Here is a 21,362-nt window from a genome sequence, read left to right as displayed (position 1 = left end):
TTTTGCCAAACACCCTGCGGTGTTGGACTTAAATCGGTGAAAGGACGCGTCCTAGCAAACCATAGTATTGTTCATTATCCGTTTGACATTAAACGTTGAATCCGCTTCTCTGTCGTCATGTTGAGCCAGTCAAGATGACAGTCTCCATGGGCCATTTGCCATGGCATTCGCTGCGGGGATCGTGGCAGGGTTTTTTCTTGGATGCCGCGGCGTGGCATAATTATTCGGGAACGATCCAAAAGGAGGCGTCATGAAAAACAGGAAATGCTATGGTCTGCCCCCGAATTTCTGCCGAGCGTTTGCTGGATGCCGTCTTTTCCGAGCTAACCCATTCGGACTGACCTATGCTTTCATCCCTCATCCCTCTTCCTTCCCCGGTGCCGCCCTCGTCGCCGAACTCACCACTTGTGGCAATGCTGACGCATCAACCCCATCCTGAACTGAAAAACTAAAACCATGAACCACACTGCATCAACCAACTCTTCACCTCATCTGCTCTCCCCCTTTGACCTGCGCGGGCTGCCGCTGCGCAACCGCGTGGTGATGGCGCCATTGACCCGCGGCCGGGCCGGGCGTGATCGGGTGCCCAACGAGTTGATGTTGGAATACTACACGCAACGCGCTACGGCCGGGCTGATCATCGCGGAGGCGACGACGATTTCCGAGCAGGGGTTTGGCTGGGTGGATTCGCCGGGCATTTACAACGACGCCCAGGTGGCCGGCTGGAAGAAGATCACGACGGCGCTTCGCGCCCGCGGCACGCCCTTCTTTCTCCAACTCTGGCACTGCGGGCGTGCGTCGCACAGCAGTTTTCATGGAGGCCAACCGGCGGTGTCGGCCTCGGCCATCAAGCTCAATGGCGATACCATTCACACCCCCATCGGCAAGCAGCCTTACGAGACGCCGCGCGCCCTGGAGACGGCGGAGGTTGCCGCCGTGGTGCAGGATTACCGCCGCGCGGCGGAGCGGGCTAAGGCCGCCGGATTCGACGGCGTGGAAATTCACGCGGCCAACGGCTACCTGATCAACCAGTTCCTCGACTCGAAAACCAATCACCGGACGGACCGCTACGGTGGGAGCCGGGAGAACCGCGCGCGTTTCCTGAAGGAAATCGTGGAGTCGATTCTCACCGTCTGGCCGACCAGCCGGGTGGCGGTGCGCCTGTCGCCCAATGGGAATTTCAATGACATGGGCGCGCCCGATTTCCGCGAGACGTTCACGTATGCCGCCACGCAGTTGAATACCTATGGACTGGCCTACCTGCATGTGGTGGACGGGCTGGCATTTGGCTTCCACGAGCAGGGCAAGCCGATGACGCTGCCGGAATTTCGCGCGGTGTTCTCCGGGCCGCTGATGGGCAACTGCGGCTACACGCAGGAAACGGCGGAGGCGGCCATTGCTTCCGGCCAGGCGGACCTCATTGCGTTCGGGCGGCCTTACCTGAGCAATCCCGATCTCGTGGAGCGTTTCACGCACGGCTGGGAGTTGAATCCTCCCGCCGACCTGAAGGCGTGGTCCGCGCCGACGCCGGAGGGCTACACCGACTTCCCGTTCCATCCGGGGATCTGAACAAACACCGCCCAGCAAGATGACCTTCACCGAACAGCTCCGGAGCGTGGCCAAAATGGACTTGCTGATGTCTTTTGTGGACGCGTTGGAAACGCAGCGGAACTTTCTGCGGCTCTTGACCTATGAAACACCGCTGGATCCAAGGGAATGGTTCGCCCAAACCGTTCAACCCTCCTCGGCGTGAGGCTTAACTGCGGCTTTTGGGTTCACCTTTTGGGATTCACTCCATTTCTTGCAGTGTGACAAATCAGTGGTTATCTTGTCCGCATGTTTTCTGTGACTATGCATCGTTTTATGCGCCCCGGTGTTGGGTTGGCGGTCGCCGCACTTTTGTGCGGATGCGACCGCAATGAAGGAAAGGTGTACCAGGTCCCCAAGGAGGTGCCGCATGAAGCCCCGGCCGGGGATTCCCATAATCATGCTCACGGTGAGGGGATGGGCATGGCCGCCGCCTCCGCGCCAGTGGCCACGCTAAAATGGACTCTGCCGGCGGATTGGAAAGAGTTGCCTGGCGACAAAATGCGGGTGGGTCATTTTGTCATCCCCGGTCCCGATAACCAGACCGCAGATGTTACGGTGGTCCCGTTGCGCGGGGTGGCGGCTTCCCGCACGGATATTGTGAATCTTTGGCGCAAGCAGGTGAACCTGCCGCTCGCCACGGAGGCGGATTTGGGGAAGCTGACGGAAAAGGTGGAGATCGCCGGAGCGTTTGGTGATTTATTCGACATGGCTGGCGAAAAAGCCGGGGCTGAGGCCAAGGAACCCCTCCGCATCCTGGTGGGCATGCTGGGGCAGGAGGATACCACCTGGTTTTTCAAGGTTACCGGGCCGAATGCCCTCGTGGTGAAGAGCAAACCGGATTTCCTTAATTTTTTGAAGTCCGTTGCGTTTCTGGCAGACGCGCCGAACGCCATGGCTCCCGCCGCGCCCAGTGCAATGCCCAGCGCGATGCCCAGCGCGGGGATGGGCATGGGGCAAATGCCGTTGCCGGAGCCGTCCATCAAAGAGAATCCGCAATGGCAGGTGCCCACCGATTGGCAGAGCGTGCCCGCCGGACCTATGATGAACGCCAAGTTCGCCGTGGCCAGCCCGGGCGCTAAAGCGGAAGTGACCATCAGTGTGCTGGCCGGCGATGGCGGTGGAGCGCTGGATAATGTCAACCGCTGGCGCGGTCAGATGAGTTTGCCGCCAGTGGGCATGGAAGAGATGGGGAAAACCACCTCCCCGCTGGATCTGGGCGGGGCGAAAGCGCTGAAGATGGATGTTCAAGGCACGTTCGCCCGTACCGGTCAGCCCGCCCGCATGATCGCGGTGAGCGTACCGCAAGGCGGCCGCACCTGGTTCTACAAAATGGTGGGGGATGGCAAGCTGGTGGAAGCGCAGCAGGAAGCCTTCCTTAAATTTGTGCAAACCGCCCGTTATCCGGGCAAGGAGACGCCCTGATGTCCTTCAAAACGATTATTGCCGCGCTGGGCTCGATGCGGGTGACCGTGATCTGCCTGGCCGCCGGAATGGTGCTGGTGCTGCTGGGTACGCTGGCGCAGGTCAATCATGGCATTTACAACGTCCAGAAAGAGTATTTCCAAAGTCTGATCGCGTTTTGGGGGCCGAGCGGTGCGGATTGGAAAATTCCGATTCCGGGCGGATACCTGATCGGGGGTGTGCTGTTGGTCAATCTGGTGGCGGCTCAGATTCTGGTCTTCGAGTTGTCCCGGCGTCGGTTCGGTCTGCAACTCATTCACGGCGGCTTGATTTTGTTGCTGGTCGGGCAGTTGTTCACGGATCTGTTTCAAGTGGAAAGCCACATGCGGCTGACCGAGGGGCAGCCGGTCAATTATTCCGAAAGTTCGCTCTACACCGAGTTGGTGCTGGTAGATACGAGCCAGCCGGATCGTGATACTGTGGTGTCCATTCCGGAAGACGAGCTGGCCACCGGCAGGGAAATCACCAATCCCGCCCTGCCGTTCACCTTGCGAATCAAAAAACATTATCTCAATTCCCTGGTTGAAAACCGGGCGGGGAACGAGCCAGGCAAGCCGGAAGCCACGCAGGGCATCGGCGAAACGGTAAAAGTCACTCCGCGCCCCCGCGCTGCGCGCATGGACGAACGCAATGTGCCCGCGTCGCTGATCGAAGTCGTGGCGGAGGGGAAATCGCTGGGCACCTGGATGTTCTCGCTGGTGCTGGACAGTCAGCCGGTGCAATATGCCGGGAAAACTTGGCAGGTCGCTTTGCGCTCCGTCCGCGTTTACAAGCCGTTCTCCATCACGCTGCTCAAGTTCACCCATGAGAAGTATCCGGGCACGGATATTCCCAAAAACTTTGCCAGCCGCATCCGGGTGGATAATCCCGGCACCGGCGAGCAACGCGAGAGCCTGATTTATATGAACAACCCGTTGCGTTATGGCGGCGAAACCTTTTACCAGGGCAGCTACGATCCCAATGATCCGCGCGTCAGCATCTTGCAGGTGGTGCGCAACCCCAGTTGGCTGACGCCGTACATCGCCTGTATCCTGGTCGGGCTCGGCATGTGTTTCCATTTTATGATGCACCTGATGGATTTTATCACCCGAAAATTTGCGGCCAGTCGAAAGGAGGGCGTATGAAAGCGCGGATTCCTTTGATTTTGACTGCGCTGTTTGCCGTTTGGTTGCTTGCTTCGATGCGGCTACCCGGGCCAAAGAACGGCTTTGATCTGACTGGTTTCGGACAACTGCCCGTGCTGCTCAACGGGCGCGTCCAGCCCTTGGACTCCGTGGCGCGCAACTCCCTCCTTCAAATCCGCGCCAAACAATCCGTCGCCTGGAGCGATCCGGGGGCTTCCAAATTGAAGCCGCCCCAGACCATGTCGGCCACGGAATGGCTGGTCGAGGTGCTGGCCAGCCCGACGATGGCTGATACCCGTCCCATATTCCGAATTGATAGCGCGGAAATGCAGGGGATGTTAAATCTGAGTGATGAGCGCAAACATTTTTCCTATCAGGAACTCAAGGAAAAGCTGGAGGAAATTGAGAAACAGGCCCGGCGGGTGAATGACATTGACTCGACCAAGCGCACGCCTTTCGAACATCAGATCATGCGGCTGTACAATGCGCTGATGATTTACACCCGCCTCAAGGTCAGCGTGAAGCCGGAGGATTCCAAGGATTTCGCCGCCGACTTGGAGCAGTTCAAAAAAGCGATCGGGCCCGGTCTGGCGGCGGCGCAGGCGCAGGAAGCCAAACAAACCTTCGACCAAAAGGCGGTGGATGCGCTGATGAAATACGTGCAACCATACCACCGGATGCAAGAGGCGGCCTATCCGCTGATCGTGCCACCGCTGGACCCTGCCAAGAACCGCGATGGCTGGGCCAATGCCGGTGCCAGCCTGATGGAAACGGCCCAGGGCGGAACCGTACACCCGGCCATGGGCTTTTATGCCGGACTGATGTCCGCCTACGCCAAGAATGATCCCGCCGGCTTCAATCGCGCCCTGGCGGATTACAACCAATGGTTGACGCCGAACTATCAACTCGAATTAACGAAGAGCCATCGCGAATTCTTTTTCAATCATTTGCAAGCGTTCTACAAAGCCACCGTCATTTATGTGGTGGCCTTTATTTTCGCCATCATCGCCTTGTTCAACCTCACCGAATGGCTGCGCCGCTCGGCGTTCAACCTGGTGGCGCTGGCGTGGGTGATGCATACGGTGGGGCTGGGTTTTCGCGTTTTTCTGGAAGGCCGTCCGCCGGTGACCAACCTGTATTCCTCGGCCGTCTTTATCGGTTGGGGCGCGGTGTTTCTCGGGTTGGTTCTGGAGCGGTTTTTCCCCCTGTGCCTGGGCGTGGTGGTGGCGGCGGCGGTGGGCTTTGTCACGCAGATCATCGCCCACAATCTGGCGCTGGGCGGCGATACCATGGAGATGATGCGCGCGGTGCTCGATAGCAATTTCTGGCTCGCCACCCACGTGATCACGGTGACGCTGGGGTATTCAGCAACGTTCTTCGCCGGGGTGCTGGCGGTGTTTTATGTGCTGCTGGGATTCTTCACGCGCAACCTGACGCCGGATCGCGCTGGGGCATTGTCCCGCATGGTGTATGGGGTCACCTGCTTTGCCGCGCTGTTCAGTTTCGTGGGGACCGTTTTGGGCGGCATCTGGGCGGATCAATCGTGGGGCCGGTTTTGGGGCTGGGACCCGAAAGAGAACGGCGCGTTGATGATCGTGCTATGGAACGCCGTCTATTTGCACGCGCGCTGGTGCGGCATGTGGCAGGAACGCGGTCTGATGAACGTGGCTATCTTTGGCAACGTGGTCACGGCGTGGTCCTGGTTTGGCGTCAACATGCTGGGCGTTGGCCTGCACTCGTACGGTTTCATGGATTCCGCGTTTAAATGGCTGGTGCTATTTGTGAGCAGCCAGGCCGCCATCATGGTGCTTGCCATGCTGCCGGAAGAACGCTGGAAGAGCCGAACTGCCGAACCGGCCCCGGTCCCGGTTACCGACCCCGAGAAGCTCTAAAAACTCCGGCGAGGTAAAGCCGGAGGCGGGGAAGGTCCAGTTCGCGGACGGTTAGCCGACGAATTTACGGGCGATCAGGGAGGCGTTATGTCCGCCAAAGCCGAAGGAGTTGTTGACGATCGCGTTGATCTTCATCTCCCGGGCGGCATTGGGGGCATAGTCCAGATCGCACTGGGGATCGGGATTCTCCAGATTGATCGTGGGTGGGGCCACTTGGTTTTGCATTGCCTTGAGGCACAGGATTGTTTCCACCGCACCCGCTGCGCCTAGCATGTGCCCCGTGGCGCCTTTGGTGGAGGAGACCACCAGCTTGCGCGCGTGGTCGCCAAATACCGACTTGATGGCTTGGGTTTCCGCAATATCCCCTTGCGGGGTAGCCGTGCCATGGGCATTGATGTAATCAATATCCCCCGGGTTGAGTCCGGAGTTTCGCAGGGCCATCTTCATGCAGCGGGCGGCACCTTCACCTTCCGGGGCCGGGGCGGTCATGTGATTGGCGTCGGCGGTGTTGCCGTAGCCGATCAATTCGGCATAAATGCGCGCGCCGCGCGCCTTGGCATGCTCAAGCTCTTCCAGAGCCAACACGCCGGCACCCTCACCCATGACAAACCCGTCGCGCCCCAAATCAAAGGGACGGGAGGAATGCTTGGGATCATCGTTCCGGGTGCTCATCGCCTTCATCGCGCAGAAACCACTGATGCCCAGCGCGGTGATGGTCGCTTCCGTGCCGCCGGCAAAAATCGCCTTGGCATCGCCCATCTTGATCGTCCGCCATGCCTCGCCAATGGCGTGGGTGGAGGTCGCGCAAGCGGAGCAGGTGGCAATGTTGGGGCCGCGCAGCTTGTAATACATGGAGAACAGCCCGGAACCCATGTTCAGGATGAGCATGGGAATCATGAAGGGGGAAACCCGCGAGGGTCCCTTGTTGAGCAGAATTTTGTGCTGCTCGGCCGTCGTGTAGAGCCCGCCGATGCCGGAGCCGATAAAGCATCCGATTTCGTCGCGGTTGCACTTGTCGAGGTCCATGCCGGAATCCAGCAGAGCCTGATGGCCGGCATAAATGGCGAATTGGGCGAAGCGATCCGAGCGGCGGGCTTCCTTGGGGGAGGGGAAGGAGGCGGAGGCGTCAAAGTTGCGGACTTCCGCCGCAATCTGGCAGTCAAAACCCGTCGTGTCGAAGGCCCCGATACGGTCTATACCGCATTGGCCGGCGACGACGTTCTTCCACAAGGTTTCCGGGTCATGACCCAAGGAACTGACCACCCCCATGCCGGTGATCACCACTCTACGGTCGGTCCAATTACTCGCCATCATAAACTAAAACGGGGCAGCATGGTCACTCTCTGCTTATTCCACGACTGCCCCGGAAATAAAGGTTGGGAGGATTACTTCTTGCTCTCCTCGACGTACTTGATGACGTCGCCCACGCTCTGGAGCTTTTCCGCTTCTTCATCGGGGATTTCGTTGCCGAATTCCTCTTCCAAAGCCATGACCAGTTCCACGGTGTCAAGCGAGTCAGCGCCCAAGTCCTCAATGAACTTGGCATCGGGTGTGACCTGATCAGGATTCACGCCCAGTTGTTCGACGATGATCTCTTTCACTCTCTGTTCAATAGTTTTTTCAGCCATTGTATTCTCCGTTTCTTTGTTTTTTTCTTGTCTATGCCACGAATGTAAAATCCGTCAAGCCCTATATGCACTTATTTTCGTCACGGTCCACCCACCCGGGCTTGTTTGCCGTCCCGGCCTCATAAAATGCAGGGACTGTGTAGCGGTGGACAGACCGCCTGTCCAGCGGTATTTTATCTTTTTTTTCACATTGCCATGCCGCCATCCACCGATATGACCTGTCCGGTGATGTATCCGGCCAGCGGGCTGGCCAGAAATAATGCCGCATTCGCCACGTCTTCCGCCGTGCCCAGCGTGCCCAGCGGAACCTGCTTCATGATCCCCTCTTTTTGCTCCGCATTCAATTTATCGGTCATCGCCGTCTGGATGAACCCGGGTGCGATGGCATTGACGCGCACACCCCGGCTGGAGAATTCGCGCGCGGAAGATTTGGTGAAACCGATGACACCGGCTTTGCTGGCGCCGTAGTTGCACTGCCCGGCGTTGCCGATCAGGCCGATTACGGAGGCGATATTGATGATACAACCCGAACGTTGCTTGAGCAGCGAGCGGCACAGCGCCTTGGTCATGAGGAAGGTGCCCTTCAGGTTGATGTTCAGCACCAGATCCCAGTCTGCCTCGCTCATCCGCATCAGCAACCCGTCACGGGTCACTCCGGCGTTGTTGACCAGGATGTCCACCTTGCCGGCCTCCGCCAGCGCCTTGGCGACCGCCTCGTCCACACTGGCGGCGTTGGCGACATCCGCGCCGTAACCCCAAGCGCGGCGGCCCATGGCTTTGACCTTATCCATGGTTTCCGTCACGAACTCAGGCTTGAGATCAATGGCGACAATATCCGCGCCTTCCGACGCGAGTTTCAGCGCGATGGCCTGGCCGATGCCCCGTCCCGCGCCCGTGATCAGTGCAATTTGATTTGATAACAAACTCATGCAAGCCCGATGTTGAAGCATAACCACCCAAAAAAGAACAACTGTTTTTAAGAATTTTTTTACGGTAGCCTGCCCCGGTTCGGGGGGTTCGGCATTTTCCGACCAATGATTCCGCCCAATCATCAAGCAAAACCGGTTGAAAACCGGCTGGGTGATTGGCCTCGTCAACCATTACTAATTACACATTAACGGTTGAACCGGCGGCTGATCCGGCTTAGCTTGGTTCGTGCAGAAGGCCAGAATATAACTTCTTATGAGGAAAACGTTTTTGAACATTTGCGCCGGAAGTCTGTTGTCGGCGATCATTCTGTTTGACGCGCGCCCAACCATGGCGGCGGATGTGAGCGGCATGGCTTTGTGGAAAGCGCGTTGGTACGCACAAACCAATGATGACCTGGCGCAACCGCGCCCGCAAAATCCGTGCAGCATGCAGGCCTGGGTATCCGTCGCCAGCCCTGGTTTGGCAACCGCCGTCCGGTTAAGCTTACCCAATCAAACGCTGTTGGATTTGATCTATAATGATACCTCGGTGGATGGGGTCCGGTTCGAACTCAACTCGTGGTTTGCCAGTAAAACCAACTTGGACCAGAGTTATCCGGCCGGGAATTACGTCTTGCGGGGGACGGCGGTGCATGACGGTTCCTGGGCGAGTTTGGTCCCGCTGCCGTCGGATCAGTATCCGCCGGTGCCTCATCTCCGCAATTTCGGTTTCGCGCAAGCCGTGAACCCCTCCGCTACCCTCACGCTTTCTTGGGACCCGTATGTTGGCGGTACCACGAACGATCACGTTCAGTTTGAAATCGTGCGCACGAATGGCGCCACCTTGTATCGGTCGGGAAGGTTATGGGACACCAACCGGCTGTATGCCACCAATTCCATATTAACGTTGCCCGCCAACCTGATCGCCGCCGGCCAGGCGTACACGGCCCGCTTATCCTTCTGGAAAGTCATTTGGGCACCCACGAACTACTATCCCAGCGGCGATGTGGCGGCGGCCTATGTCTCCCAAACCGAGTTTACCATCCGGGGCCGGTCTTCCCAACCGGTCATGGTGCAGCAACCCCGCAGTCAGGCGGTACGGCAAGGCGCGACGATCAGTCTGTCTTGCGCGGCGATCGCGGATGTTTCACCCGCCTACCAATGGTATAAGGGGAATGTAGCCCTCACCAATAGCGCCCGGATCGGTGGGACCACGAGTTCCATGCTGACCATCACCTCCTTTCAGGATTCCGATGCTGGCGGCTATTGGGTGATGGCCACCAATGCGTTTGGGACGGCAAACAGCACGATCGCCTGGCTTTACGAAACGCCGCCCACGCTGGCGATCAGCAGTCTTGCCCAAGGGTATCGCACTACCAATACCACGCTCCATCTCATTGGGCGTTCGGCAGACGATATTGGGGTGGTGAAAGTTTTATGCCGGATCAATGGTGGAGCCTGGCAGACGGCTTCGGGGACGATCGCCTGGATGGCTGATTTTTCGCTCGCTCCCGGCACCAACTGGGTGGAGGCGTATGCGGTGGATACTTCCGGCAGTGTTTCCCCTACCAACCTTCTCCAGGTTTGCCGGATTGTCTATGCGCCGCTGACGCTGGTGGTAAATGGGCCTGGCCGTGTGACGCCTAACCTCACCAATCGTTGGTTGGAGGCGGGCCGCGAATACCGGTTAACCGCCACACCGGATGCCACCGGCTTCTTTTCCAACTGGGTACGCGGGGCCGGCCAAGTGGTCACCAATAATCCCAACCTGCGCTTCCTCATGGAAACCGGATTGACGTTGACCGCTAATTTTGTGCCGAATCCATTTGCGCAATTGAAGGGCGATTACGTCGGGTTGTTTCTGCCGCCGGAGGATCAGACGAATGCCTTGGGGATTTTGAAAGTGACCGTAACGAACGCGGGTTTGTTCAAGCTCAAGGTAACCGATAAAGGCGTTTATAGCGGACAGTTATCGTATCGTGGGAACGTGCTGCCGGTTGCGGGTGCGTTTGCTGCGGATCGTTCGGTTGCGTTTAACCTTGCGCGGGCTGGGCAGGCGGCCTTGCAGGTGGCGCTGTGGTTTACCAACGGAAGCAATGCAATTGAAGGGACAGTTGGCGAGGGGGCGACCTGGTGGGCCAAAGCGGCGTTGCGCCGCACGGGGACGGGAACGTCCAATCCGTTCAGCGGTAAATACACCTTGGCTGCCAACGGTGGAATCTCGGACGGCTTCACCAATCAAGTCAGCGCCATTGCCGCGGTAACGGTAACTTCGGCCGGAGCCGTGACCTGGTCCGGCAATGTGGCGGATGGCTCGCTGCTGGGCGGCGCCGCAATGCTGACGACCAACGGCGATTGGGCGGTGTATCAATCGCTCTATGGCGGTCAGGGGATGGTCGTTGGCTGGCTGGCTGGCCAGGATGCCGTAAATCAAACCTCAAACAGTTTCCTCTTCTGGCAAAAGAACGCGCTGCCTTTCACGTCCCCCTACGCCTCAACCTATCCCAATGGATTCCTGACGGCCTTACCACCGAACTTGGCGCGTTACGTCATGCCGGTTGCAGGCCATGAAGCAACTGGTTGGACCAATGGGATCGTGACGCTGGTGGAGGGAAATCTGGTGGGCGCGGCGCATAGCGTGATAACGGTCAGAAATAATGTCTTTCGTATTCCGATCGCCAGCGGACCAGCCGTGAAGTATCTCACGCTTAACCGCGCCAATGGCTTATTTTCCGGTTCCTTCACCCATCCGGCGACTGGGCGGGCAACGCTGTTCAAAGGCATTCTGACTCAGAGCGGCATTACCAACAATATCCCTGCCGACAGTGTGGGACAGGGTTATTTCCTCGGTACGAATGCGGTGGGTACCGTGCGACTCAATTATTGAGGTGGTTCTTATTCCAAATCGCTATCAATATGAGACTAATTCGCTGGTCTTTTGAACTGCTGGCTTCGTTGCTCGCTCGTTATCCCGACAGGTCGGGACGGGTATGCGCCTCGCTCGCGTCTCGCCAGCCGTCCAAAATCCTGCACGCCTTAGTCTCAGCTTGAAAGCTCATTGGAATTATTTGGCCATGGCTCTGGATGGGTTTCGTTTTCATCCCCATAGCCGGAATTCCAGCAGCGTATCACCGCCGGATAACGCTCAGAATACTTCGTGTTCGGTGCGCGCGATGATCTCTTCCTGCAGTTCGGTGGATAGATCGCAGAAGTAGTCGCTGTAACCCGCTACCCGCACGATCAAATCACGATGCTGCTCGGGCTGATGCTGCGCCGTGCGCAGCGTGTCCGCACGCACGACGTTGAATTGGACGTGATGCCCGTCCATGCGGAAATAGGAACGCACCAGGTGCGACCATTTGTCGAGGCCGTCGTCGGTGGCCACAACCGACGGCGTGAACTTCATGTTCAGCAAGGTGCCCCCGGCTTTGAGGTGATCCATTTTGGACGCGGACTTGATCACGCAGGTGGGACCATTTCGATCAGCGCCCTGCACCGGAGAAATGCCTTCGGACAGCGGTATGCCAGCCCGGCGGCCATCCGGGGTGGCTCCGGTCACCGCGCCAAAATACACGTGACAGGTGGTCGGCAACATCTCCACGCGATATTTGCCGCCCTTGGTATTCGGACGCCCGTCCAGTATCTCGAAACACGTATTGAAAATCTGCACCATGATGTCATCGGCACGCGCATCGTCGTTGCCGTACTTCGGTGACTTGTTCACCAGCCGCAGCCGCAGCGATTCCTGGCCTTCAAAATTCATATCGAGGGTGCGCACCAGCTCGGCGAGCGGCAGATGCCCGTTGCCATTTGCGAAGCATAGCTGCTGCACGGCCGCGAAACAATCCGCGAGGCTCCCCAGCCCCACAAACTGAATGTAGCTATTGTTGTAGCGCGCGCCGCCGGCATTGTAATCCTTGCCCTTCTGGATGCAGTCATCCGTGATAACGGAGAGGAAGGTCGCCGGCATCATCGCGGCATACATGCGCTCAATGAGATGATTGCCGCGCAATTTGAGTTCCACCAGGTGCCGCATCTGCCGTTGCCAGGCCGCAAAGATATCCGCGAACGACTTGAAGGTTTCCGGATCGCCCGTGCGCACGCCGAGCTGGCGACCGGTGCGGGGATCCACCCCGTTGTGCAGCACCAGCTCCAGCACCTTCACCATGTTAAAGTAACCGGTTAGAATAAACGCCTCTTTGCCGAACGCGCCGACTTCCACGCAGCCGCTGCAGCCGCCCTGCCGAGCATCCTCCAGGGTCTTGCCCTGCCGCAGTTGCTCCTGCACCACGGCATCCGCATTGAAGATGGAGGGGAAACCGTAGCCGTTCCGCAGCACCCGCAAGGTGCGCTTCAGGACATGATCCGGCGTCTTGCGGGAAAGCTGCAGGTTGGAGCTGGGCTGGAGCAGATGCAGCTCCTCAATGACTTCGAGCAAAATAAATGTCACCTCGTTCGATCCGTCTGAACCATCGGTGAGCAATCCGCCCAGGTTGATGTTGGCAAAATCCGTGTAGGTGCCGCTTTCCGCCGCGGTCACGCCCACCTTGGGTGGCGCGGGATGGTTGTTGAACTTGATGAAGAAGCACTCCACCAGTTCCCGGGCGCTCTCCCGCGTGAGGGTGCCGGCCGCCACTTCCTGCTGGTAGAACGGCCACAGATGCTGATCCAAGTGACCCGGGCTGAAGGAATCCCACCCGTTCAGTTCCGTGATAACGGCCAGGTGACAAAACCAATAGTATTGCAGCGCCTCCTGGAAATTGCGCGGCGCATGCGCCGGCACGCGCTCGCAGGTTGCTGCAATTTTTTCCAGTTCGGCTTTGCGCTGCGGAACGGTTTCCTTTGCGGCCAGATCTTTTGCCAGCCGGGCATGGCGTTGCGCAAACAAGATGACCGCATCACAGGAAATATCCATGGCCCGCAACTGCTCGCGCCGTGCGAACGCCTCCGGATCGTTCAGGAAATCCAGCGCGGCGATGGCTTGGGCAATCTGCTGTTTGAAATCCAACATGCCGAGGCGATAAAGCTTGCCGTCCGCGACGGTATGCCCGGGCGCCCGTTGCTCCATGAACTCTGTGAACATTCCGGCGTCATAGGCTTCCAGCCATTCCTTGGGCAGCTCGGCAAAAATCCGATCCCGCATTGAGCGCCCTTTCCAGTACGAAATCACCTGGTCTTGGTAAATTTTCAGGCACTCGGCATCCACGCGATAATGGGTTTTAGGACGCGAGTTGAGGATCTCCAAATCCTGCAGGCTGTGACAGGTGAGTTCCGGATAGGTCGGCACCGCCTTGGGGCGTGGCCCCCGCTCGCCCACAATCAGTTCACTCTCGCCAATATAAATGGCCTTGTGTTCACAAAGGTGGAGGAAGTTTCGGGCGCGCATCACCGGCACGGAAAACCGTCCTTCGTTCGCGCGATAAAATTCCGTGACCAGCAAAGCCCGCTCCGCCGTGAGGGAGGGCGGCGTATCCAGACTTTGACGGCGCATCGTTTCAGTACGGTTTGTCATAGGCGCACTATAGCCAATCTGTCCCGAAAATCAACCGTCTGATTTTGCCATTTTACGGTTCGTCGTACCGCCTTCAGGCGGCCTTGGCTTCCACTGTCAGCCATCACCCGTTGATCTTCACGTTGACCCCCAAGGCGGAAAATCGTTCAGCGACCGCTTCCATGTATTCTGCCGAGGGCGGGACGACTTCGGGCAGCCGGTAGGTCTCCCCCAGGCGTTTGAATTTGGCGACGCCCGTCCGGTGATACGGCAGAACATTGACCTGGCGCACACCGCTCAGTGAGGCCGCCAAGGCCGCCAGTTGATCCAGATGGCCGGGCAGGTCGTTGATTCCCGGGATGATCGGCACGCGAATCCAGACATTGGAATGGGTTGCACACAGGGCCCGTAAATTGTCGAGGATGGGTTGAACGGGGACGCCGGCATATTTCTGGTGCAGTGCCGGATCAACAAACTTGATATCGTAGAGAACCAGATCCGCCTTGAGCGCCACCCGCAGGACAGTCGCTTGAGGCGCGAACCCGCAGGTATCCAGCGCGGAATGGATGCCGTATTGATGGCAGCGCTCCAGCAGCATCTCCACAAATGCCGATTGCATCAGGGGTTCCCCTCCGGAAAATGTCACGCCACCCTTGGATTCCTCGTAAAACACGCGGTCTTTCAAAATTTCCGCCCACGCCTCCGCGACCGTCAGCTTGCGCCCGATCCATTGCCGGGCATCGGCGGCGCATGCCTTCACGCATTCCCCGCACAAAGTGCAATTTTCGGGCACCAAAATTTTTGGCGCCTCTTGGTATGATTCCGGTGCCGATAGGCACACCTTCATACACTCTCCGCAACGCACACAGCGGGCCTCTTGAATGACCACTTGTGCCCGGCTCGCCCGGCCCTCCGGGTTATGGCACCACCAACAATCCAGCGGACAGCCCTTCAGGAAAAGCGTCGTGCGAATCCCTGGTCCATCCTGGAGGGAATATCGCTGTATGTTGCTGATAATGCCGGTTTCCACGCTTAATGTTGCCGGCTGAGAGTAAAAGCCAGCCAGGCCAGAGTCAATCGTGGGACGGTGCTTTTTTCCACAAGACATCCCCGCCCGCCGATGTTATACTCCGGTCGCCTTGAAACAGGCACAATCAGATATGATAAAGCTGCAATGTATTCTCGACCGAACTGGCCTTCGCCTTCCGCAATGTTTTTCCGTGGGCCTCGTTTTAATCGCGTGCCTGGTCTCGTTGTCCAGTTGGGGGCAGGATGGGAAATTGGCGTCGGTCCAGATTGATTGGCCGGCCTTTATGGCAAGACACGATCTGAAGTGGGAGGAATTGCCCAACGCCTGGCATGAAGGTGCTTTCCTCGGCAACGGTCTGGTCGGCACCATGATTTATGCGCCGGAGAAAGACACGTTGCAATGGGATGTTGGCCGCTCGGATGTGCAGGATCGCGGCAACCGGATCGTCATCGGCAAGTTTCTGCTCCAGCCCGAGACCGCCCCGCACAAAGGCCAGATGCTTTTGGATCTGTGGAATGCCGAGGCGCGCGGCACGGTCCGGCTTGGTGGCACTGTCCTTTCGTGGCGCACCCTGACGCACGCGGATAAGCTGGTCACCCTTATCGAATTGGATTACGGCAAGGCATCCGCGCCAAAAATCATCTTCAAACATGACCCCGCCATCCCTGCCCGTGAGGAGTTCAAGAACACGCCCATTCCTCCCGAGCAACAAAATCCTGATGCCAGGCAGGGCAACGCCGGCAATATTTCGTGGTGCCTGCAATCCTTCAAGGCCGGCGGCGGATATTGCGTGGCCTGGGGAGAAAAGGTACTGGCTCCCGGCCGGAGTTTGTTTGCCTTCACGGTGGATTTTGCCCCCACCGGCGAACCTTCCACGCCCAAGGCGGTGGCGAACATCCAGGAGACGCTCGCTGCGAATTTTGATGAACTGATCCGCACCCATCGCGCCTGGTGGCAGAGTTATTATCAGCAAAGTTTCCTGTCGGTTCCGGACACGCGCATGGAAAGTTTCTATTGGATCCAGATGTATAAGCTCGGCGCGGCCACCCGTCCGGACCGTCCCGCGATTGATCTCATGGGGCCGTGGTTTCGGCGTACGCCCTGGCCGAAAATCTGGTGGAACCTGAACATTCAACTGACCTATTGGCCGGTCTATACCGCCAATCGCCTCAATATCGGCGAATCGCTGAACCGCATGTTGGATCAAGGCAAGGACAACCTCGTCAGCAATGTGCCACCCGACTGGCGGCACGACTCGGCTGCCATCGCCCGCACCAGCAGCTATGATTGCCGTGGGAGTGTCGGCGGCAAAGACGGCGAGGAACGTGGTAATCTCACCTGGACACTCCACAATTACTGGCTGCATTACCGTTATAGCGGCGATGAGGCCGTGTTGCGGGACCGGCTCTATCCCTTGCTGAAACGCGCCATCGCCTATTACCTGCACCTGCTCCAGCCCGGTCCGGATGGGCGGCTGCATTTGCCGCTTTCCACTTCACCGGAATATCCTAAAAAAGCGCCGGACACCAATTTTGATCTGTCCCTGTTGCGCTGGGGTTTGCAGACGATGCTGGCCGCCAATGAACGCCTGGGGTTGCACGACGATCAGGCCACGCGCTGGCAGGAAACGTTGGATAAACTCGCGGCCTACCCGGTGGATGCCCAAACCGGCTATATGATCGGCGCGGGCGTGCCGCTCAGCGAATCGCACCGCCATTTCTCGCACCTCTTCATGGTCTATCCCTTGCACACGGTGGACCCGCAATCGGCGCAAGACCGTCCCCTCATTGAGAAATCGCTGGATCACTGGATCGGCTTTGAAGGCGCGTTACAGGGGTACTCTTTTACCGGCTCCAGCGCCATGTCCTCGTGGCTGGGACGCAAAGACGCCGCTGTGAGCCTGCTCAATCAATTCCTGGACCGCTACGCCAAAGCCAACACCATGTATCTGGAATCCGGGCCAGTCATCGAAACGCCTCTATCCGCCGCCGCGTCGCTCCATGAAATCCTGTTGCAAAGCTGGAGCATGGAACCGTTCGGCACGGATATCCGCGTTTTCTCCGCCGTGCCGGATTCCTGGCGGGATGTCACGATTCATAAATTACTCACGGAGGGTGCCTTTGAAATCTCCGCCAGCCGACGTGACGGCAAGACGCGCTTCGTCCAGGTGACCAGCCGTGCGGGAGCGCCATGCCGGTTGCACACCGATTTGCCCGAACCGATCCGCGCTTCGGGTGCCCGTGAATTCAAATTGCAGACGCAGACGGATCGTAATGGCCAACGAGTGGTCACGGTGGATTTGCGCAAGGGCGAAACCGTTCTGCTCACTTCCGGCCAAGCCTCGCCGAGTCCCGCCGCGCTGATGATTGATCCGGTGCCCGTCCAAGCCGGACGCCAGAACTTTTTCGGCTCGCCCAAAACTGTGGCGATCACCCCCGATGCTTCCGGCCACTTTGAACTGACCGCCCGGGCGGCACGCATGCATGGTTTCAAACTGCTTTACCAGAAAAAGTCCGAAGGTGAGAGCATCGGTCGCTGGATTGAGGCAGGCGACTACCTGAGCTGGAAAGTGCAGGTCAAAGAACCGGGCCGTTACCAAGTGTTCGCCACGTATTCCAGCACGGGTGCCGGGAACTCACTGATCCTGGAAGCGTTGCGACCCCAGCCGGAGGAGCCGGTTTTACTCACGACCCTGAAATGGGAAAAACAAGGCACTGGTGGTTGGGATAAATTCAAGGAATTCCCCCTCGGCACCCTGGACCTCCGCGAAACCGGGGAACTCCTCCTCCGCCTGAAAGCCAGCGATGGCAAGGCCCCGATGCTTAATTTGAATAAAGTGCAGTTAAAACGGGAATGATATTCAGGCTGCCGATTATGCGCTCCACTGCCGATTCCACCTCCACCAAAAATTGCGTTCCGAGTCCATTTTCAGCCGCCTCGTAAAACTCGACGGCCTCTTTGAGTTCCCCCTCAGCGACTGAGGTCAGCCTGACTTTCACCGCCGCAAATCCTTTCGCAGATCGGAGAACACCGACTGAGCGTCCCGCGCCTTCAGCAGCCCCGCTTCATAGGCGGTGACCCGCCGTTCTGACTCCTCAGCCCAAGCCGCCTCACGGGCCTTCCCTTCGGGAGTTGAAAGGGAATCCCATAATACATCAATCAGCTTGGCCTTTTCCGACGCCGGAAGCCCCAAGATTTCTTCCTGAATTTCCGTAAGGCTCATGCCGTATAATGTAGCCCCAAGGGTTTGCGTCGTCAATGGCGCATAGGGATGGATCCATGGCAACATGGCAACTGGCGTGGGAAAAGGATTAATTTTTTTTAATCAATTCATGACTGATTTCTTAATCTGGCCATGCTCTATTTAGCTATATGAATAAACGATTGAAACTGCTGCGGTTGGGATGGCTGACCTTTATCCTCAGTGCCGTATCGTTGTCGGCCTACGAACGGCTCCAAGGCCCCACCGAGTTGCTCTATTGGGACAAAACCAACGCGCACAATGGTTACACGCTGTTTGGCACGCACGGCACCACGTACCTGATTGATATGTCTGGACAGGTGGTTCACACGTGGCGCTTGGGCACTAATCCGCGCTTTCTCGATAACGGTAATATCCTGGATGCCTCCAAGGATGATCCCAGTGGTTTCCAGGGTTTTATCGAAGTGGATTGGGACGGCAAGAAGGTCTGGGAATATACCGAGAAGCGGGAGGGTTATGCGCCCCATCATGATTGGGTACGTGTCTTTAATAAAAAACTCAACGCGTGGACCACCCTGTACATTGCCAACAAATCCATCTCGCACGAACAAGCCATCGCCGCCGGGGCGGACCCCCGCAAAGGCCCGTACGAGGGCGGGCAAATGGATGCGGTGGTGGAAGTGGACATGAATGGCAACGTCGTTTGGGAATGGTGCTTTTTCGATCATGTCGTTCAGGATGTGGACCCGGCCAAACCCAACTACGTGGGCCAAGGGAAAACCGTGGCGAATTACCCTAACAAGATTAACATCAACCTGACGGGCCGCCCCTTGAAACGGGATTGGTTGCACTGCAACTCCATGGATTATAACGCCGAGCTGGACCAGGTGGTGGTGAATTCGGTGCAAGGCGAGCTTTACGTCATTGATCATGGGAAGACGTTTGTTGCGGGCGATCCCAAGGCCAGCATGGCCAAGGCGGCCGGACCGGCGGGTGATTTCCTCTATCGCTTCGGTGATCCCGCCCGTTACGCCCAAGGTGATCCACCCAAAGTGCTGGAGAATTGGGATAATGCGACCTCCGGTCATAAACAAATGGGCGGGGCGCACGATGTGCATTGGATCAAACCCGGCCTGCCCGGCGCCGGGCATCTCATGGTGTTCAACAACGGCCAGTATCTCTTCCAACGCACCCCGCAATCATCCGTCATTGAAATCAATCCATTTCTGGATGGCAACGGGCAGAACACCGGCAACTATGTCAACCCGCCGGACGCCGGCTACCGGCGGGAAGAATATGACCACGATACTCACAATCCACCCCGGCAAATTTCCAAGCAGGTGGTGTGGACCTACCGTTCGATCAATAACCATGGTTTCTTCAGTCAGATTGGTTGCAGCGGCCAGCGCTTGCCCAACGGTAACACCCTGGTTTGCTCGGATACCGAGGGTCACCTATTTGAAGTCACCGCTGCCGGCAAGCTGGTCTGGGAATACATTAACCCCGTGACGAAAGAATTTGGCACTGTTAAAACGCTAACGGACGCACTGCCCATGGTGAACAGCATGTTTCGCGCGTATCGTTATGGAGCAGATCATCCCGCGCTAAAAGGCAAAGATCTCAAACCGTTGGGGACCATCACCGACGCGTTCCCCCGCCAGCCCGATCCGCGCGCCAAAAATCGTCCGCCCGGCCAGGGTCAGGGCGGTGGTAAAAAAGGCAAGGGTGGTGGCCGGGGCGGTCAAGGTGGTGGTGGTCCCGGCGGTGCTGATGGCCAACGTCCTCCTCAACCGGCACCTCCAAATTAATCAGGATGGCCACAAGGTCTTTATCCCCGTGTCCATGTTCTCGGCGGTTGGATTTTATTTCGCGGCCGCTGGGCCCTCAGCGGCAGGCGTAAAGAACGGCCATAAAAAGTGGGTTTGTGCGCCATCATCCAGGTCTTTTATCAACCCCTCGTCCGGCTGGGTGGTCGCTTCAACGTAATAGCCAATCATGATCGGTCCGTATTGGCTGATCCCTCGCAGGCCGACTGCCAGTTCCATTTTCGGCTTACCCAGGCGATTGGCTTTCAGAACGGTTTGCGCCGACATCCATGCCGCCTGGGCTAGCAGCTTGCGGGCATCCACTTTTTCCGTGAAGTCCTTGTCATATTTGCGCAGCGCCGGCACATGAACGATAAAGGCGCATTCATCCCGGTGCAATTCACAGTAGGTGATGAACTCGCCCTTGGTTGTTTCAAGGAACTCGAACCGTGGCTCGGCGGTGAACAATTTCGTGCGGGCCGCCTGCAACGTCACCGCAAACTCGTGCGCCAACTTTACGGCCGCCGGGGTATTTCCGAAGGCATTGGTGGACTGGAAGGAATCAATCTGTTCGTTCGCATTGGAAAATTCGTGCTCGCCGGGACGGCTCATCACGCCGCTGGATGGCCGGTTCCGATAGCCGGGCGGATAATCATGCAATTGATATATTTGAAATCCGAAGTACCCCAGCGATGCGATGGTGGTGAGTGCCACCACGAGAATAATGCCCCACGGAGTGGAACGCGGGCGCCGGGATATATCCGCTGCACCCTTGGCGACCGGCAGTTTGGGCGGAAGCAGCGGCGGTGGTTGCGGGTGAAGCCTGGGCGGATAAATTGTTGGCAAGGGAGCCGGTCGTGCATTTGTCTGATCAATACTGTGAGCACATTCTGGACAGTAATTTTCCGGCCAGGCCTTTCCACAGGTTGAACAGGTAAACATTTCCATAACCTGATTGCTGCGATTATTGGTTTCCGGCCTTCGCCTTGCCTTTCTTGCCTTTTTTAGTCCGGGCCGGTTGCGCATCGTTGGCTTGTCCGGCCTCGGCGCTATCGGACGTATCCTTGAATTCTTTGCGCAAGCGGTCCAACTCGGTTTTGAGTTCAGTCACCGTTTTGGCGTAGGCTGAATCGTCATAGACGCTGCGCATTTGCTGGGGATCTTTTTCCAGATCAAACAATTCCCATTCATTCACGGGATAAAAATGCGCAAGGGTATAGCGCTCCGTGCG

15 protein-coding genes are annotated in these 21,362 nt (G+C 57.8%); 7 read left to right on the top strand and 8 right to left on the bottom strand.

What is annotated here, in order from left to right; genetic code table 11:
* Positions 1–456 precede the first annotated feature (456 nt).
* From WCO56_21455 to ccsA, 4 genes are all read left to right on the top strand, one after another.
* Complete coding sequence (locus WCO56_21455) at positions 457–1,569, top strand: alkene reductase (protein MEI7732156.1); 1,113 nt, start codon at positions 457–459, stop codon at positions 1,567–1,569.
* A 267-nt stretch (positions 1,570–1,836) separates the two neighbouring features.
* The gene (locus WCO56_21450; GenBank protein ID MEI7732155.1) at positions 1,837–3,012 is read left to right on the top strand and encodes a hypothetical protein; all 1,176 of its coding nucleotides are present in this window, start codon (positions 1,837–1,839) and stop codon (positions 3,010–3,012) included.
* Positions 3,012–4,175 carry a cytochrome c biogenesis protein ResB gene (locus WCO56_21445; GenBank protein ID MEI7732154.1) on the top strand — a complete coding sequence of 388 codons (1,164 nt, stop codon included), beginning with the start codon at positions 3,012–3,014 and terminating at the stop codon, positions 4,173–4,175. Before WCO56_21450 ends, WCO56_21445 begins: the two co-directional genes overlap by 1 nt.
* Positions 4,172–6,067 (top strand): cytochrome c biogenesis protein CcsA, encoded by a 1,896-nt coding sequence (gene ccsA, locus WCO56_21440; protein MEI7732153.1) that lies wholly within the window; start codon positions 4,172–4,174, stop codon positions 6,065–6,067. The genes WCO56_21445 and ccsA overlap by 4 nt, the downstream gene beginning before the upstream one ends.
* A gap of 51 nt (positions 6,068–6,118) precedes the next feature.
* Here the strand turns inward: ccsA and fabF are convergent, their stop codons facing one another.
* From fabF to fabG, 3 genes are all read right to left on the bottom strand, one after another.
* Positions 6,119–7,378, bottom strand: a complete 1,260-nt coding sequence (gene fabF / locus WCO56_21435) for a beta-ketoacyl-ACP synthase II (protein ID MEI7732152.1) — start codon at positions 7,376–7,378, stop codon at positions 6,119–6,121.
* Between the two features lie 74 nt (positions 7,379–7,452).
* Entirely contained in the window at positions 7,453–7,695 is a 243-nt protein-coding gene (acpP, locus tag WCO56_21430; GenBank protein MEI7732151.1) for an acyl carrier protein, read from the bottom strand.
* Between the two features lie 185 nt (positions 7,696–7,880).
* On the bottom strand, positions 7,881–8,624 hold the full coding sequence (gene fabG / locus WCO56_21425; GenBank protein MEI7732150.1) for a 3-oxoacyl-[acyl-carrier-protein] reductase: 744 nt from the start codon (positions 8,622–8,624) through the stop codon (positions 7,881–7,883).
* Between the two features lie 253 nt (positions 8,625–8,877).
* Between fabG and WCO56_21420 the strand changes: the two genes are divergently transcribed.
* Complete coding sequence (locus tag WCO56_21420; GenBank protein ID MEI7732149.1) at positions 8,878–11,490, top strand: immunoglobulin domain-containing protein; 2,613 nt, start codon at positions 8,878–8,880, stop codon at positions 11,488–11,490.
* A gap of 258 nt (positions 11,491–11,748) precedes the next feature.
* Here WCO56_21420 and hypD read toward each other — a convergent pair whose 3' ends face one another.
* Positions 11,749–14,115, bottom strand: a complete 2,367-nt coding sequence (gene hypD / locus WCO56_21415; protein MEI7732148.1) for a trans-4-hydroxy-L-proline dehydratase — start codon at positions 14,113–14,115, stop codon at positions 11,749–11,751.
* A gap of 103 nt (positions 14,116–14,218) precedes the next feature.
* Positions 14,219–15,202 (bottom strand): glycyl-radical enzyme activating protein, encoded by a 984-nt coding sequence (locus tag WCO56_21410; GenBank protein ID MEI7732147.1) that lies wholly within the window; start codon positions 15,200–15,202, stop codon positions 14,219–14,221.
* A gap of 205 nt (positions 15,203–15,407) precedes the next feature.
* On the opposite strand from WCO56_21410, the gene WCO56_21405 reads away from it, so the two are divergent.
* Entirely contained in the window at positions 15,408–17,981 is a 2,574-nt protein-coding gene (locus tag WCO56_21405) for a glycoside hydrolase family 95-like protein (protein MEI7732146.1), read from the top strand.
* 138 nt (positions 17,982–18,119) lie between these two features.
* Here WCO56_21405 and WCO56_21400 read toward each other — a convergent pair whose 3' ends face one another.
* On the bottom strand, positions 18,120–18,413 hold the full coding sequence (locus WCO56_21400) for an addiction module protein (GenBank protein ID MEI7732145.1): 294 nt from the start codon (positions 18,411–18,413) through the stop codon (positions 18,120–18,122).
* An 83-nt stretch (positions 18,414–18,496) separates the two neighbouring features.
* Between WCO56_21400 and WCO56_21395 the strand changes: the two genes are divergently transcribed.
* On the top strand, positions 18,497–20,134 hold the full coding sequence (locus WCO56_21395) for an aryl-sulfate sulfotransferase (protein MEI7732144.1): 1,638 nt from the start codon (positions 18,497–18,499) through the stop codon (positions 20,132–20,134).
* Positions 20,135–20,188: 54 nt separating this feature from the next.
* Here the strand turns inward: WCO56_21395 and WCO56_21390 are convergent, their stop codons facing one another.
* Positions 20,189–20,977, bottom strand: coding sequence for a hypothetical protein (locus WCO56_21390; GenBank protein ID MEI7732143.1), 789 nt, complete (start codon positions 20,975–20,977; stop codon positions 20,189–20,191).
* 118 nt (positions 20,978–21,095) lie between these two features.
* Positions 21,096–21,362 (bottom strand): sulfatase/phosphatase domain-containing protein (locus WCO56_21385; protein MEI7732142.1); only part of this gene is annotated, 267 nt, incomplete at its 5' end.

The sequence above is a fragment of the Verrucomicrobiota bacterium genome, from assembly GCA_037139415.1.
Classification (GTDB): Bacteria; Verrucomicrobiota; Verrucomicrobiia; order Limisphaerales; family Fontisphaeraceae; genus JBAXGN01.
The sequence above is the reverse complement of the archived record's forward strand: the minus strand, read 5'-3'. Positions and strand labels throughout refer to the sequence as shown.